Raw genomic sequence first — 17,479 nt, 5'->3', positions numbered from 1 at the left:
ATACTTAAAAAAATCTACTATATAACATAAGTTAATAAATATAATTTTACCAAATATTATTTGTCGATGTTCAGTAATCAACATCATCTATTTTCCATTATCTTCATAACAAATCTATTTATATTCAAGTACATACTGAAACTTATTAAAAAGATTGCTCATTATCAATACATTATTTTTCTAATGCTACATATTTTAAAAATATATATAAATTTACTAAAATGAATTAAAGTTTTCTAAAATCATATAAAACAGATTATATAATCTAAAAATATTTTTTTGATTAAAGATTTAAAAATTATTTTGTTTTATATTTTATTTTACATTTACATTAATAGAAAATTGAAATTTCATCTTAAAGAAAAACAGAACATTTTAATTATCTATCATTTTAGATTAACTATACAATCAGTAAACAACAGATTATACGCTATATATATTTTGTCTTTAATAACATAACCACTAACTCTCGGTAGTTTATTTACGTGTCTTCTAATACCTTCTGTGATATTAGAAATTTTCTAGGTTTTACGCAATAACGTCGTCTAATTTTCGTTAAAAAGGATAAAAGTTTTATTTATATTGTTTTTATATGAATTTAGATAAGATTGAAGATGTAAAAGATGCGTTTTAACTATCCTGTAGGATAGGCACATTATTTAAAAAAATAAGCACGACAAAATTAACAACCTAGATTATTAATCATACGCTTTAATGTTGTGTATTCGCTAGTATAATAGTTGTAGAAATAAATAAAATTACTTGCTTCAACAAACAAAAGGCAACTTCATATTTAACATTGAATATACTACTAATTAGTGAATACAAATAAATTATTTCTTAAATGAGTATTACGCTATTTTCCTTAAAACTCTAACGATAAGATCATAACAATAATTAATATAAGATTTTATGTATTCCTCAATCCATAAACATTTTGATCATTTTAGAAAGTTCAGCACTAGAAAACAGAAAGTGATTGTTATAGTAATAAACTATCAATAATCAACAGAACTACAAAAAGTATTTAATATGTTAATATAAAATATTTTACCTTATCTATTGATATTATAAGATTCTTCAGTAGAAAAAGTATAAAAATCATGGTAATTGGTACAATATAAATACACGGTTATAATGTGAAGTACATCAAATCTTTCTACATCACTTACATGAGTGGATAATATGTATTAATTTTTAAACGACAATATACTAATATTACTTAATTATACAAATTTAATAATTTTTATTAAAAAGTTATATTTTTTATAACACAGTATAACATTGTATTTTCATAAATATCTGTTTCATTTGAATATAAAAACTTGCACTCTGATTTCTTTTATACAAAAGAAATATTTTATCATGTTTTAAATTTCAAAATTTACATATATAAATAAGACCTTCATTTTATCACATACACATATATGTTTTCAGATTATATCAAGCTACTCTCTTATACGTACAACTTAAATTAATTTTAAATCTATTTAGAATCTTTTAAAACGCTATTATTCTACATTGTAATAAAACATAAGATATATTATTATCGCTACACAATAATTAATAAAATGAAAACTACAATACGATTAATAAATTATGAAAATTACTCAATTATTAATTAATCAATACATTAAAAACAAAAGTGATCATAAATAATTCACTTAAAATTATAAGTAGATAACATCATTAAAGGAGAAAATGTTACAGAAATTAATAATTATTAATAAATGCATGAGAGTATTTTATCTATTTAATCTGTATTTTCGTAACCAATCAGGCACATCAAAAACTCCCATAACATGACTAAATATGTATGGTTTAACGTTTGGAAAACGATCCGCTAATGATAACCCTAAATCTCTTAATAATTTTTTTACTGGATTTTTTTCATCAAACAATTTACAAAAACCTTGCATCCTAGCAAAAATAATCGCTGAATTATATTTACAACTACGTTCAAAATTTTTCAAATAGCAGTGTTGCCCGAAATCTTTTCCTTCCTTACTTAAGTATTGAATTTCTCCTAACAACATAGCGACATTCATAAGACTTAAATTCATCCCTTGACTTCCAAGAAGACAAGTGTTATATGCGGCATCACCTAACAAAAGCAAACGCTGTGCAGAAAAATGACATGCATATCGACCAAATAATTGAATATTTACTCTATCACTTTCTAAATGACATAATCCTAAACGCATATTAAAGGCAACCGATAACTCTTTTTCAAAATCATCTTTATGAAGTTGTTGGCGCCTTACAGCTTCAGTTGTTGGCTGTGACCAAATAATTGCACAACGGTGAGAATTAATAAAAGGTAAAAATGTTAATATTCCTTTTTTATCAAAGACTTGACGAACTATATATTCATGAGACTGTTTCGTCCTGATCGTGGCTAACAAAGCGGTCTGTTCGTAATCCCAAAAAATAAATGGAATATTTGCATATGTACGCAGCCATGAATTTACTCCATCAGCCCCAACAATCAGTCTCGCTGTTAACATAGATTGATCAGCTAGAGTGACAAAAACATTATCTTCACCCCAAATCACTTTTTGTATTGTAGCAGGAACTAGTAGAGACACGTTTTTTAATAAAACTGCTTTTTTCCATAAAACATCACGAATTACATCATTTTCAACAATATATCCTAAATAACTAGGATTTTGATCTTTTACGGAAAATTGAATACGCCAAAAACTATCATTACTCCAAACTTCTATACCATGGTAAGAAGAAACTCTCATCTTTTTAATCACTGACCAAACATCCAAGTACATTAATAGTGTTTTGGTCACAGCATTAATTGCAGAAACTCTAAATAAGTCAGTATTATCATTGAACCATACCGTGCTAGGTAGACGTTTTTCAATAACAGCAACGCGTAAACCTGCCATCTCTAGACCACAAGCAAGCGCTAAACCAACTATATCACCGCCAGCGATAACTACATCAAATAATTGCATATGTTATTCCTGTTAAATACTATTCAGTATTTTTTTCTACACCATAGCAAGACAACCAATATTTTCTTAATACACCAAGCAAGATGTTTAAAGATAGCGTAAAATTCTTTCGTATGCAAAAAAATGTTCCTACTAATTAATACTTAGACTAAACAACCTTGCATATCAAAGGATTACATTAAAATATAAATTTCATTATGTTTCTTATTTCAAAAATTATACCTAATCTATAATGCATATAGCATATACATTTTATCCGTATCACACTTATCTTTTACATAATTTCATAAAAATAATTGATTTTAAAATCTATAATTATAACTTCTTGTTTTTAATCTATCAGTTTGCACATCAAGCTTTTAAAGCTATACTTGCATTAGATAAAATTTTAGTATTTACGGTAGTAGATTATTTAATTTTATAATATCTTATCTTAAATCTAACCTCTACTGGCAGTTTCTGTTTCTAAAATTTACAATGGTGATAAACAATAGTTTTCCTAAAAAATCACTGCTTAAAACGTTCAACTAAAAATAAATTCTAAAGATATATTGGGTATACAAAACACTGAATAAACAATATCTTTTAAAGTGCATTGTTTAAAAATTTCAAGCATACAAGTGAAAATTAATTGCAATGCTTTTTTAACTGAAAGTATATTATACCTAACTCGTTCTGATAAAATACACAAAATCATTATGTTGAAAATCACTTATTTATAAATCCACAAAATAATAGTCCTAAAATTAAATTTTATTAATTTTTATAAAATATCAGTATTATTTATCTTTTAACATCAATAATTACGTGAGTACTTTGAGAATTTAAATAACTGAGATATAAATTTTCTAATTGCTTTTAAAAGTGCTATCATTAGCATCATCTAAGTATCATGTAACTTACAACACTATACATGTTGTTGATGCTAATAATACAAGTCATGAAATATGAATCACGACATATTATTATATAATAATATATACGTAAGTTTATATATTTCACCAAGAAAGGGGGTTTTTGAAAAAATACTGACAATATCAATCAATGTTAATAAATAACTTTCTAACTTTTTAATAACTTGTTAATTGCTCAATGAGCAATGAAATAATATAACTTATTTTACAGTAATTCAAATATACACAATAAGTTTATCATCAATCTTAATCTCACTCTTAAAAATTTCATCTTCTCGTCACAATTAAGTATGCTTATATTACAAAAAAAATTATTAATGACTACAATATTTTTTATATTAATAAAATTTTTGATAAGATTACAAGAACTTTTTAGTGGTAATAATAAATTTACCTAAAAGAACATCTAGATGAGCAAAAAATAGCATGTATTTTCTCAGCAAGTAAAATTGAAAATAAATTCTAATCTATAGTATGACATGAATAATATCAAATAACTCACGTAAAAATTGAGTAATCATTTGCAAATGAACTAAATTATTATTAACTAAATCATAGATTAAAGTTTTCCAAACTATGTTTACAACCACATTACACACTGTACATTATATAATTAATTCATCTATGAATTTCAACTGTCATCAGAATCATTATATTCTGTTAAAAAATATACTGTATATTTTATAATGCAATCAAATTTTTATATAAAAATCTTCACGAGTTATATTATCTAATGATTTATTATATGTTATAATATAAAATAGTTGTTAGAATAAAAAAATTTAGCTACATTTTAAGAAAACTTTTGTTTATATACTATATATTCCAAATAATTCCGAGTACATTTAAATACGGTAAGTAAAAAAAACGAATAGAAAAACTTCAGTGAATTAAGTTGGTATATTATGTTAGTTAGCATTTTAAAACATGACGCGCATAGAAAATTTATTTCTAATACGTCACACATTCTTTTTTTTCAGTAAGTCATATTTTTTATAGAGGCATTATGTCTACACAACTAGTTGATATTCAAATTCTCGGGCGCTCAATAAAAGTTAATTGTCCTATAGATCAAAAAGAAGCTTTGTTAGTATCAGCGCAAGAAATTGAACAACGCCTACAAAATCTAAAAAATAAGAGTGGAGTAACAAATACAGAACAGCTTATTTTTATTGTTTCATTAAATGTATGTCATGAATTAACACAAGAAAAAACAAAAACACGTAATTATGCATATAATATTGAAGAGAAGATAAAAATACTACACCAAACTCTCGAATCGAGTATTACTCGATTAAGTAAAAATGACTAACAGTCAAATCATGCTGATTGAAAAATAATTTAAACAACATGCTTTTATTTCACTATGATAATGTAGAGTGATAATATATATTCAATTAAATTATTTTAGAATGTTCCTTTTAATACTGTATTTCTCAAAAAGTATTTTCATATGATGCTTTAATGAAATCAAATTTTATTTTAAACTGATAATACTTCCATATTTGTTTAGCATATCTTAAGAACTATTAATTTTTTTCTTATAAAAAATAAAAGAACAAAAAACTCAATTGACACTTTGAAAGTGATATTTAAATTTTATTCACTATCCGCCATATTTAGTGAAATTTATCTCAATAAACCTATAAATAATCCAAAGATAAATTAATTTAAAATTCTATAAAAGTATAGAATTATGACTTTTCACTATATTAACTTGTGTACCAAATACATATACATAGTATTCAACATCCAAAAAAATTTATTAATAAAATTCATGAAGACATTTTCCGTCTGTCATGTTTGATTATCTTAATTATAATCGCAGAAAATAAACTTTAACAATTTACTAAAATATATTCTTTGATATTAGATATTTTATCTATATCACAGTTTTTAAGAATAGTATCTATTTTCTAAACTCATTGCACATAAATAATTACAAAAGTGATATCAGGAAATTTAAATAGTTTTTGATGTGAACATTAAAACCATATTGTAATGTCTTTCCCAGTAGATTGATGATATTTTCCACTATTATTTCTTTCTAAATATTGGTATCATAATACATCATTCTCTTTCTATAAATATCAGTGAGAGACATATCTGACTATTTATGATTTTTTTAAATATGTAGATATAACAAAATGCACAAAAACTTAAATATATTTAATAGCAACAGTACATTCATTGCAGTTATTAAAACAAAAATATAACATATAAAAACATTTATACATTAATCTCACGATTGTAATATTTTTATTCTGATAAAATACATAAAATAACAATGTGTAAAAAAAATTATATATAGAATTAAAGCAACGTTCACTTTAAGTAAAAGAAATATAGAGTTATAACAACCCACAATCACACCTTGAAAATTTTTACTTTTTATCTCTTTTTTCAATTGTAAAAGAAAGTAACTTTCGCTTTATTAGATAATGTTATTGTATAGTAAAGAATTCAGGTAATATACAATAATAAAGTATAATTCTATGAATTATCCATAAGTATTTATATAAATAAATAGATAAATAAGAAGTTACATTATTTATTATAATATTATTAAAATCTTTTTACTACTTACCGTCTTAATCAAATGTATATCAGAAACAATAATTTAGAATTTAACTATAATGACTATTGACGTAATATCTAGTATATTTTATTTATTAAAATTTTAACAAATATTACTGTCTCAGTTTACCTTAAAGTATACACTCTATGCAAGATGATCTATTTAAAATGCGCCGAAAAATTCGTCAATCTATTCGTAAAATACGTCAAAAAATGACTACTGATCAACAAAAATTTGCCGCACACAAAATTATACATAATGTATTACTACATCCTAAAATTACCCAAGCACAACATATCTCCTTATTTTTTTCTATTGATGGTGAAATTAATACTCAGCCACTTATAAATACGTTATGGAAAAAGAATATTAACGTTTATCTCCCTGTCTTAGATCCATCAAATCAACATAAGTTACTTTTTGTAAGTTACACTTCTGACACTCAATTAGTGAAAAACCGCTTTGATATTAATGAACCAATCTTAGATATTACTCAAGCTATACCATCTTGTGAACTAGATATTATGATGATTCCACTTGTGGCATTTGATAGTATAGGACAACGGTTAGGAATGGGAGGAGGTTTTTATGATAGAGTATTAGTTAATTGGAAAAAAAAAGATTTTTATCCAATAGGATTAGCTCATGATTGCCAATATTTTAAGTCACTACTACCTGTAGAAAATTGGGATATTTCTTTACCTGAAGTTATTACGCCACAAAAAATATGGCGTTGGTAGTTCTATAGTAATTTCTCATACACTACATACAAATTTTACATCATACTGTATCAAAGATACATCATTGATCTCCTAAGATTTTACATCATAAAATAATAAATATATAACAACATTTATTATATTTTACAGATAAATATCTAACTACATCACTGTTTTGTTTAGTAAAGATTGGATATTATACTATTTTAATACTTAAACAATTTTATGAAGATATTATAAGCAATGAGTATTTATATATACTACTAAAATTTCTTAACAGTTAACAAAAAATAATATTTAACTATCATTAAACATGAATAACTTATCTTACCACTTCTCAGTGTTGATTTTTATGAAAAAAATATCAATGTCACATTCATTGATATAAAATGATTAGAAAATTTTATCATTATATATCTTTTTTTAATTTTATGTGTATAGTATTGTAAGAAAAATGATTTTAGTCAAAATTCAGTTCAGTAATTCACTATTGCGCCTATATCTTTGAAAATATAATTGGATTATTGTTCTTAAATATTAAGTCTTAATATTAGAATAGCTAATGAAATGAAATTTTAGTGATATAAATAATATAGCTTTACAGTAGATGAAGCTTATTTATACTTTTCTATTTCTAAATAAACAATAGTTAAGTTAAAACCTATAACTTTTAAAAAAGAATTGTAATTTTTCCTGAAACTGATTTTAGAATATTAATTACACTTCACTAACTATATGTATCTTAATATAAAAAAGACATAGCTTGTGTTCTGTTTTAGCAAAACATACCAATGGGTAAGAAAAGAATTTTAGAGAAAGAATGATCCATACTTCATGTTTTAAAACATACTATTTTAAAAAACTATAATAAACCCTATTTTTTTTAAAAATGAACGTTGTTGTTTTTATCACGAATAATAGATAGATATTAACTAATATATAATGTTAAACCTAAAAACAGTTACAGTTAACTAACTTTATTAGTATTATTAAAAAATGTACTAAGTACTAATATTATTTATTAGATATCATAATAACTCCGAATAAAAGAAACATCATCCTCATCAGCAACTCAATTATTAAGTGAGATAATTAAGTAATGATATATTGATTTTTAAGTAAATAAACATAAATTCTCAACTAAAAATTATTAAATACAATGAACAGATTAGCTTTACCAATACGAATAAATGACACTAGAATGAAATCAAACTTCCTTAAATGATATTTTATTTACTACACACTATTCCTCAATATAGTTATTAGCTGTACATAAAAATTAGCAAATACATTTGTAAGATTGCGTATGGTATTAGAACGCTTTTAACATAATCTTAACGTAGCGAAACAGCTGTAGTATATTTATACATTACTTGATAACTACCTCTATACTTATAATAACAATAGACGTATTTTAAACTCATAATTTATCATACTCATTGTCTTGATAAATTAATACTTTTCGATAATCTGCATTAGACTAATTTAATTTTCTACCTTACAGTCATGATAATGTATATTAAAATCAATATTTCATTTAAGATTCAAATTACTCAAGAAAAATGTTACAAAATTTTTGTTATGCTAAGCAAAAAATGTTAGATCATCTCTTGGTTTATGCAATTTTATTATAGATGAATTCTAAGAAAAGTACACTTTTCTCAGGGAAACACTGAGTGTCATTAAGCTTATATCCAGAATCTTTTCAAATATTATTATTTATCTCTCTTTGTAAAATTAGAAAATTATAATACTGAATCAATTCAGAAACATCTTAATAAATGAAATTATTATTGAATAATAACGACGAACGAACACATCATTCTTTTATATCTTCCATAATTTTCCAAGAAAGAACATTATGTATAACGCTTTAAAATTTTTCAAAGAAAATGATTATAACAATAGCTAAAATTTTAGGTATATGCTTAAAATAAAGTTATAATGCCCGCCTCAACAGTATTTAAGATACTAATACCACTGCACTGATCATAGATGCGTAAATAATATTCAAGATACTAATCTTTATCGTAAAAATCGTAATATAGATAAAAATTGTGATATTTAACGGATATATTGCACTAGATACTTAATAACTTTTACCTAAGATTATTCTAATAACTAGAATGACAACATAACTTAGACACGTGAAATATATTTAAACGGATAGAAATTATATTGATAAATAATTTCGAATACTAGATATTAGTGTACTAAGAACAATCATTAAGATAGCAGAATAAAATTAACTATATATTTTGATCTATTTTTTAAAAAATATTCTCGATCATAATAATATATTGGTCTAGAAAATATTGCCAAATATGGAATAATAGTCATGAAGATTTCAAGACCACTCGATTTTTATTTTATAATTATTATTTACTTATTATGCAAGAAATTAAATATTTCTCTTAATAATCGAAAAGTAAATACATTCATTAAAAAGTTTGAAATATTTAAAATAAGACCTTTATAATTAAAAACTGCAATAACAAACATAGCTCACATGCTAACAGTGAGAATCCTAATTTATATTTAACCTATCAATCAAAAATTTTTAACGAGCTACCAAAAAATTTTTCAGATTAAGATGTTAACTATTTATGCAATAAGGAAATATATAATGTCAAGTAAAATATTTATAGCATTTGATTTTGGTATGAAAAATATTGGTGTTGCTGTTGGTCAAGAAATTACAGGAACAGCCAGCTCACTTTCTTCACTAAAAGCAAATATTGGATTACCAGACTGGAAAAAAATAGAAAAAATACTCAAAGAATGGCAACCTATATTAGTAATTGTTGGGCTTCCTCTCAACATGAATGGCAGTGAACAACTGGTCACTATCCAAGCGCGTAACTTTTCTAATTGTATTCATCAACGATTTGGTGTAAAAGTCAAACTGCATGATGAACGTCTATCAACTGTGACAGCAAAATCCGAATTATTTAAAATTGGAGGGTATAGAGCCTTACGAAAAGACAAAATTGACTCTACTTCTGCTGTTCTAATTCTTGAAAGTTGGTTTAAAAAAAGCGATTAAATCTCATAGTTTCATTGCTTAATATTATTTTATAAATCTCTACACAGAGAGCACACTCTCATTATACGCTATATTTATACTATGAATGTTATTTCTTGTTAACTTAATATAATAAAATATAATAATTTAACTATTTATGTTAACGCATCCAATGTATATACACATATTGCACAATGTAACTACTTAATATTATCGTTTTTAACAATTTTTAAATCTTTAATATTCTTGAATATAAAAAAATAAGAAAAGTAGTATGAATATTATAAATTATGTTTATTAGTAGTAATAATATAATTTTTCATATAGTATTACAAGGCTGTACCAATCAAATCACTATATGTTTTAATAAAAATTTTCTGATAATCTTCAAGTGTTCTAAAACAACACCATGTAGATAATAGGTTGATTTTTAGCATAATGACATTAACCTAGTTAATGAACCATATTTTGTACGTTACTATTGAAAACATATTAGCATAATCATATACAACTCATCCTTGATTATACAACACCTTATCTTTTTATAATAACATTTGAATTTTTGATTTCATCAAAATAATATTTCTTTAAAATATCAGAACTTTATCAAGTAATGTATTTCAAATATTAAATAGATAATTTACTGTTAAAAGAGCTTAAGATTAAGAGTATTATTTTAATTACGAATATTTTAATCTGTATATTTTATACTATAAATGTAAGGAAAAGTAAAGAAAATAGTTTAACTCTACAAAAAAATAAACTAACATGCAATATCAAAGAAGACACTGGTTTTCATCAAAATTATTAAAAAAATATTTAATGTGTAACAATGAATGCAGCTAAAATTTATAACACATTATATTAGCAGTGATATAATGAAATTTCATGGTTTAATTGTCTTTTTAAAAAAAGCAAGTTCTATACAAAATTACGATTTTTAGAAAACAAAATGAAAACTTTTAATTAACAGCATAAAAAATTCACACCTTATATTTTGGTATTATAATAATTATTCAGTTTCAGTTTTTCATTTTCTGCTATATATGTGAATATAGTATATATAAGAAGATTCTATAACATATTTTACAATTTATAGTGAAGTTAACTAAACGTATTATAGGTATACTGCTTCATATAATTCTTAATATGTACTCTGTAGATACTGTACAATAGCTTGCTATTATTCTTCGTCATTACGAATATTGTTTTTATCCTTTAAGTAAACGAAGTAGATTGCTAATTTTAATCGTAAGCATTGTTCTTATAGAAATGTTTTCTGTTAATTTTATCAGTAATTTTTTAATTACTCTAAAAAAATACTTAATAAAATAAAATTATATTTGTATAACTATCTATATCTATTAAAAAACTATTAATGTCATTCATTCGTCATCTTTAAAATTCATGAATAAATTCAATATATCTACACTAGGTGTGTATAGTGATTGTAATTAATCTATAGACTCATAATTAGGTGTGTTCATAATTAAAAAAATCTTATTATTGCTTTTTCTAAGGAAACTAGTTTAATATCTATTAACAATATCATTGTTAAAACTCAGCAGCTCTCTATTTAAACAAATTAAGCTGATTTTACTGATAATTGTGATATTTTCGTCGATACTTATTCTTCATATTCAAGCAATATGTTCAGTTCACTATGCAGTTTAAAACTCGAAGAATTAGAAAAATATTGATGTACATATCATTTACTATAAAATTTATTTCTCATAGATAAAAATATGATTTAGTTATACTCTAACATGCTAACATCATATGCACTTAGTATATTTCTTTACTTTTCTATAGTCTTTTAGACATCAGTATCTTATTCATTAACCTCCTACACAAAGATAGTTTTAGTTATGCACTGATATTGATTATATGTTTAAACTCATTTAAAGATTACCAAATTTAAAAAAAATTAAAAATAAGCGCTTTGTATTTTAGTAAAAATTTGGTAATGCTATTTATTGGACGTACTCAAGAATGCTGCAAATCCCCCCTTTAAGTCTGTATATTCATATTCCTTGGTGTGAAAAAATGTGTCCATATTGTGATTTTAACTCATATTCTATTCAAGAAGACATACCACAGCATGAATATGTAAAACATCTACTATCTGATTTAGAGAATGACGTGAAATTCATCAATCAGCGTCAAGTTAAAACTATTTTTATTGGTGGTGGTACACCTAGTTTATTCAGTGCTGAGTCTATTCAAGCGCTGATCGGTGGTATTCGTCAACGTGTTAACCTTGATCCTCAGGCTGAGATTACCATAGAAGCTAACCCAGGTACAATAGAAGAAGATCGGTTTTATGGTTACAAAAAAGCAGGTATCAATCGTATTTCTATTGGCGTGCAAAGTTTTGATAGTAATAAACTTATTATTCTTGGCCGAATTCACGGCCCGGAAGCAGTTAAACAGACAGTAAGCTTAACTGCTAATCTTAATCTATATAATTTTAATTTAGATTTAATGCATGGATTACCATTACAAACTTGCGCTGAAAGTTTATCAGATTTAAATCAAGCTATTCAATTAGCACCAAAACACCTTTCTTGGTATCAACTCACAATTGAACCTCATACACAATATGGTACACGCCCACCAATACTTCCTGATGATGATATTTTATGGAAAATTTATTCAGAAGGACACCAGTTGATAACTGAATCAGGTTATCAACAATATGAAACTTCTACTTACGCTAAACCGGGTTATCAGTGTCAACATAATCTTAATTATTGGCGTTTTGGTGATTATCTTGGAATTGGATGTGGTGCTCATGGAAAAGTTTCATTTCTTGATGGACGAATTCTTCGCACAATTAAAACAAAACACCCACGTGGGTATATGTCATGCAATTACTTACAAAAATTGTATGATGTTAATATGCAAGACAGACCTTTTGAATACTTTATGAATCGCTTTCGTTTATTAGAAACTATGCCAAGATATGAATTTAGTCAATACACTGGATTACCCGAATCTGTAATACGAACATCTTTAGATGCAGCACTAGCCAAGGGCTATATCACACAAACTAAACATGAGTGGCAAATTACTGAACAAGGTAAATTATTTTTAAACTTATTATTAGAATTCTTTTTAGTCAAAAAAAACAATTAAAATTATCTTTTATTTGTTAAAAATAAATTACTAATGACGAAAATATACATATATCGTTCTATACATAAATTACAAATAACATCATGATTATTTACTCCTGACTAGTATATAAGGATTAGTTTTATTCTTTTAATAGCTAATTTAAAAAAACCAGCAATTTTAATGAAGGTTTATTACTGCAAAAGAACTTTTCTGTTTATGATGAACACTGCTCAAAATTAGTAGTACTAAAAACCTTTTTCTAACGTTATAGCTTAGCATGGAAGATCTATTGCGATATTTTAAGTTTTTTAGTATATATCTACAATAATAAAAAGTATTCTCAAATTTTTTTCTTAACTAAACTACAGATATTATTTATGAGTAATTTATTTGTATGACATAATTATAATATACTATACTAGTAATGTAGTAATATGAAAGTATGAAGAAAGTGTAGCTATCATTGATAGAGTATACAAAATATAAAAAGAAATGAGAGTTATTTTTAAGAAAAAAATTTAACAGAGATATTGTATTCATTACAGAGTTTTTTATTTGTGAATATGTTCTACTTAACATTTTTTAATCATTCAATAATTGCATTCAGTCTAAAAATTTATTTTTCTATTAATAATATTAAATTATCAAGTTTAATATCATAATGTATTGCGGTATACTGCGCATTATTTTTTCTTTAATCCAGATTATTATTAATAATAATGCATTATCGATTATTATTAATAATAGTACTGTATTTAAACTTAAGCTAGCACTTGCTGGTTTTATTTACACTAATCTCTATTAGATTCTATATTCGTTAAAATCTTTTCAGATTTATTATTATTGAGTTAATAAAGTTTTTATTAATTTATATCAAAAAACATATTTTTTTAGTAAGTTTCAAAACTGTTTTATTTTTTCAATCTCACTGGATTCATATGTTATATTAAAATAAACAAATTTTAGTCAGTAAATTTTAATAATTTTAACAAAAGCTTAATACAGTTAATTAACTAAAAATATGTTTCCTGTATTTTTAGGAATTAAACATTTCTCATATTACGTTATTAAGTTGTTAAATAATATTTAATTTTTACAAAGTTTACTAAGTGTCCTGAAAATTGTTTACCATAAAAACTGCAAACTAGCTAAATCTAACTTTATTATATATTAATAGCTAACTTAACGATTTATTTATTTTAAAATCATGCTGATATACAAAAATTTATTAATTACCTGTCCTTGATTGTTTTACGTCATAATTAATATAGATTGACTTAGTAACACTTCATCTATCTTTTGAAATCAAGGCAGCGATCAAATAAACGTTTTTGTCTTAAACTATTAATAGATTTTAATTATAGTATCATGAATCGAGAGAAAGTAATTTTAGCACCCTGATACTACTAAAACAGGATATTAATATTACTCACTCTTAATCCTATTAGTCATTATTAGATCTCAATATTTATAATCTATCAGCTAATAAACCTTAAAAATCTAAAAATTCATAGTTGATTCTAAGCTATAATTTTAACTTAAATATTTTTTTTATTATATTATCGTCATGATATTAATAAATAACAATATACATTCTTAATAATATTTAATAATTTAAAATAATATTGTTTTAAATTTATTAAGAAAATAGTTTTTATAATAGTAATACAGTATTTCAATACAAAAGATAGCAACATAAAAATTAATATTAAATTATAATTAAAAAATGAATCACAGTAGATGAAATTCTTTTTTAAAAAAATAAACAAATTTCGAAAGACACCTTTAAAAAACCAGAATAAAAATAATCTTTCTAAATTTTCAACTAAAAACAGACAGTACACAATCACTTTTTAATGCCTTTAAAGACCGGTTTCCAACAAAACTTGTTTAAATTTATTGTATCTTTATTCTCTACGTATAAACTATATAAACATACATGAACACTTTACGAAAACTAAAAATAACCTTTAAAAACAAAGTGATACTTTATAAAAGTATATAAAATATATTTATGCTCATTTTGATTATAAATGACTTCATAAAAAATTTTACTATACTCAAACTATAAAATACAATCACTCAACTCTGAGTACTTAACACTCTTGAAAAATTACTCAACACAAAATATCTAGATTTTAGCGTTTCTATCACGAAGCTATATTGTACAACTTATTAATATTTTAGTGTATCACAATACATTAAATAACAGGTAAATATACTTAAGTGAAAGTAGAGATAATTTTATAATACAAAACATGACCTAAAGAGTATAAACTACAGTATTAAACTACATAAAATATATTAAATAACATTTAATAAATCTTATAAATTGATTACATCACTACGATAAATTTTAAATGTATCTTATCTTTTTTTTAATTATTACTAACTCACTCTGTAACTATTTCAGCTACTCATTATAGGTAAAATTGTCATAGTTATTAACTGATTAATAGTTACACCCGTTATAATTTCCTTGTGCAATAATGTGACAAGACATTGATCTATATTTATGTCAGAATTTATTGAATCCCAACAATCTCAGATTAATATAAAATAGAGCGCGAAAAAACAATAAATTATATTAAAATATTGAAAAAAAATTCAAAAAACAGATAGGGATTTTAATGCGAAAGAATCAATAACAATTACGTTAATATAATTTCACCCATGACTCAATAAGTAACATAAATCTTTATTGAAAACTAAATATTATCGGTACTAAAACTATATTAAATAAGATTGTTAGCTCTTCCCTTAATTAATAGTAAAAACTAGTGAGCTATGTTAGTGATCCTTAGCTCAATATCAATAACCATTTCATTGAAAAGAAGTATCAATGTTTACTATAAATTATACACGTTAGATCTATTCTTAATTAATTGGAAAATACATCGCTAGAAACATCTTTAGACTCTCTATAGTGTTCTTTCACATAAATAGTTTTAATTTCTACTATGATTTTATTGTACATTTAAAAAAGAAAAAATAATAAGTAATAATATCAATTCTATGCTTTTAAAATCATAGTATATGATATTATATTAAGTAATACTTTACTGAATAATCAAGTATTTTATTAAAAAATTTTTTTAAATAAAATTTAATGTATTAGTTTTTCTCTCGAAAAGAAGAGTCTTATATTCAATCAAATATATAATGGTTATTCCAAGAGCATTTATTACAAGATACACAATTTTTTTCTTCTACGTAAATTATTACATCCAATTTTATCTGAATACCTGACACTATGGTCCATAATATACATAATTGTGATAAATATTGATGAAGGGAGCTACTTTTAAATATCACAATCATTCATTTGAATAAAATAAAAAACACATTTTAATGCATAAGATAGAATAATTCGCATTGCTTGTATTTTAAACATATCTAATACTTGTCAACCTTACCATTACTTTGGTTAGATAGCTTTTTACTGTATTATGGAAAAGTCATGCTAAGTACATTGTACCATTAAAAAGAAATGTTCTAATAACAGATTTTTACGATGTGAAAATGCCATAACACAGAGTAGAGCTATTGTGCAGCGATTTAAATTGATTTCAGTCATGAGAAATTAAAAACTGTACTAGTAATAAAGTCTTTATATATCACCTAATATAAACATTAACCGTTTGACAAACATAAGAATTGTAAGAGATACACTTAAAATAAATAATACAACAATAAATGCAATAAACAATTCGTTCAAAATTAAGAATGAATTCATTGATAACTTAAGTTTATCAAAAATTATATCGTTCATTACAATAAACCTTGCTTAAACCATATTATATTTAATTGTAATTCCTTTTAGAATAACCTGGCTTAACAAGGTAATTATACGATAGATTCACGCAATAATAATATATCAACTACCAGATTCATCTATTTGATTACCAATCATTAAAGTATGTAATTTGTAATCAGTAATTCTCATTAAAAAACTCATGCAACACCTTGAAGTAATACTAATTATTAGTTAACCAATACTGATCATGTATGACAAAATATTTATGCATAATAAAGCAAAAAATAATCCGTTTATTAAGTTCAGAAAACATACTTTCGTTTCATGATTTACAAGACAAGAATTGAATATATCTCTTAAAAAAAAGTTACGAAGAATAAGCAGCATATATCAGTAC

At 24.1% G+C, this 17,479-nt stretch carries 5 protein-coding genes; 4 read left to right on the top strand and 1 reads right to left on the bottom strand.

Going from position 1 to position 17,479, the window contains the following annotated elements:
- Positions 1-1,745: 1,745 nt before the first annotated feature.
- A complete protein-coding gene (locus tag GFV14_RS01505; RefSeq protein ID WP_457914577.1) occupies positions 1,746-2,969 on the bottom strand; it encodes an FAD-dependent monooxygenase in 1,224 nt (407 codons plus the stop codon).
- Between the two features lie 1,920 nt (positions 2,970-4,889).
- Here GFV14_RS01505 and zapA point away from each other — a divergent pair.
- From zapA to hemW, 4 genes are all read left to right on the top strand, one after another.
- Entirely contained in the window at positions 4,890-5,195 is a 306-nt protein-coding gene (zapA, locus tag GFV14_RS01500; protein ID WP_457914576.1) for a cell division protein ZapA, read from the top strand.
- A gap of 1,433 nt (positions 5,196-6,628) precedes the next feature.
- Positions 6,629-7,201: a 5-formyltetrahydrofolate cyclo-ligase gene (locus tag GFV14_RS01495; RefSeq protein WP_457914575.1), complete on the top strand. Its 573-nt coding sequence runs from the start codon at positions 6,629-6,631 to the stop codon at positions 7,199-7,201.
- 2,605 nt (positions 7,202-9,806) lie between these two features.
- Positions 9,807-10,226 carry a Holliday junction resolvase RuvX gene (ruvX, locus tag GFV14_RS01490; protein ID WP_457914574.1) on the top strand — a complete coding sequence of 140 codons (420 nt, stop codon included), beginning with the start codon at positions 9,807-9,809 and terminating at the stop codon, positions 10,224-10,226.
- 1,971 nt (positions 10,227-12,197) lie between these two features.
- The gene (hemW, locus tag GFV14_RS01485) at positions 12,198-13,343 is read left to right on the top strand and encodes a radical SAM family heme chaperone HemW (protein ID WP_457914573.1); all 1,146 of its coding nucleotides are present in this window, start codon (positions 12,198-12,200) and stop codon (positions 13,341-13,343) included.
- The last annotated feature ends 4,136 nt before the right edge of the window (positions 13,344-17,479 follow it).

The sequence above is a fragment of the Candidatus Hartigia pinicola genome (assembly GCA_020541205.1).
GTDB lineage: Bacteria > Pseudomonadota > Gammaproteobacteria > Enterobacterales > Enterobacteriaceae > Hartigia > Hartigia pinicola.
Note: the sequence above shows the minus strand (reverse complement) of the source record. Positions and strands in the feature narration are given on the sequence as shown.